At 37.9% G+C, this 2153-nt stretch carries 1 protein-coding gene; it reads right to left on the reverse strand.

From position 1 onward, the window contains the following. The coding region (locus HMPREF2619_RS05025; protein ID WP_315940621.1) for an SspB-related isopeptide-forming adhesin at positions 1 to 2153 on the reverse strand (2153 nt) is incomplete at both ends.

A 2153-nucleotide genomic window follows, 5' to 3' on the forward strand; every position in this document is an offset into this window, starting at 1 on the left:
TTTTTCAGTTGGTTTGCTTGGTTTTTCAACAGTCTTGCTTACTGGGTTGTAGTAGTTCACTACTTGAGCCGCAGTATTTTCGATATCTACACCACCTGCAACGTCAGCTTTAACAGTTGCTGGGATTTCGAATTTATAGTAGCGACCAAACTCGAATTTAGTTGTATCGATCACTTGAGTGTTTTCTGCATCGCCAAGTGACTTCGTGAAGCCAGCTTTAAGTGTTGCAGTAATCACACCATTGTTCACAGCGATATCGAATTTGCTTGTTACATCGTCACCAGTTACTGAGTCGTAAGCTTTGATCTTAGTAGAATCTACATCAACTTTTGTTTCATCGAAGTCATCAGTGATTCCTACAGATTGAACATTTTCTTTGTTAGTTGCTGAGAATTTAGTTGTATCCAACCATACTTGGTAGTAGATCTTATCTCCGCGATTAACAGTCTTGGTATTGATGTTTTCTGCTTCGTTGTTTGAAGTTCCATCAACATATGGATCAGTATTTGTTTCACCATATTTATCAGTCAACTCAGAATCATCATCAAGAAGTTTGTTATCAGTGATTGAGTATTTCGCTGTATTCAATACATACTTCTCTGGTTGGAACTTAGGTTCTGTTGGAGGAGTTACTGTATTGTTGAACTCTTTGTCAGCTGGTTCAGTTACGTTAGCGATCAATGCTTTCGCTGTACCGTCGTGTGATACTGTTACAGTTACTTCTGCCTTCATAGTATCGTAAGTGACAGTTGCGTCTGTACCTTTCACCTCTGTTACAGAGTAAGTGTAAGTACCTTCTTGACCCTTCTTGTATTTAAGAGCCGTGACTTTTTCACCAGCTTTATTTGTGTACTCTACTGGAGAGAATTTAATCTTACCATCTGCATCGTTGGTTGCAGTCGCAATCACAACATTGTCGCTGTCTTTCAACTCAAATGTAAATTCGCCAGCTTTAAGCGCACGACCTTCCAAACGTTTTGTGAAGTTGAATTCTGCAGTGATTGGTACGCTGTTCACACGTTTTTGAGTTGGTTTTTCCGGTTTTTCAACAGATTTATTTACTGGATTATAAACATGAACAATTTGGTTGGCTTTATTTTCGATGTCCACTCCACCTGCAACGTCAGCTTTCACTGTCGCTGGAATATCGAATTTATAGTAGCGACCAAATGCAAATTTAGTTGTATCGATAACTTGTGTATTATCCGCATCACCCAATGATTTGTTTACAGAAGTCTTAGATGTTGCTGTAATGACACCATTTTCAACTTTGATGTCAAACTTATCAGTTACGTCATCTCCACTTTCACTGTCATAAGCTTTAATATCAGCAGCATTAACAGTTAATTTTTCTGCATCATAGGTATCAGAGATTCCAACAGATTGGATGTTATTTTTATCAGTGAAGTTTTTCGTATCCAACCATACTTGGTAAACTAGTTTATCACCACGTTCAACAGTCTTGGTATTGATGTTTTCTGCTTCGTTGTTTGAAGTTCCATCTGCGTATGGGTTAGCATTTGTAGCAGTGTACTCATCAGTCAATTCATCATCATCGTCTACAAGTTTTGTTCCTGTAATGTCAAATTTCTCTTTATTAAGAACAAATTTTTCAGGTTGGAATTCAGGTGTTTCAGGAGGAGTGATCTTGTTGTTGAATTCTTTATCATCAGTTCCTTCAGTTGATGTTCCATCAGCATTGACACCGCCAGTTGATGTTACGTTTGTTACAGTAGTCAAGGTGTGACCATTCTTAGCAACTTCGACTGTGACTGTTGCTTTCATAGTATCATAAGTCATACCAAGCTCTTTAGTAGATGGGATAACTTCTTCTACTGTATAAGTATGAGTTCCAACTTTAGTATTATCAAATGATAATTCAGAGAATGTTACAGTTCCGTCAGCTTTATTTGTTACTGTTTCAAGAGTTTGACCAGTTGAATCTTTAAGAACAAAGCTAAATTCGCCATCTTTAAGTTCACGACCTGCTAATTTCTTAGTAAAGTCAAATCTTGCAACGACTGGAGCTACATGGTAGTTATTGAACTCAGTATCATCCGGCATTGTAACTGCTGCATTCAGGAGGCCAGTTGAAGCATCTTTCGTAACTGTTACGGTCACTTCTGCATTCATTGAATCGTAGTCGATATTTG

The organism is Streptococcus sp. HMSC074B11, assembly GCF_001808705.1.
In the GTDB taxonomy this organism is placed as follows: Bacteria; Bacillota; Bacilli; order Lactobacillales; family Streptococcaceae; genus Streptococcus.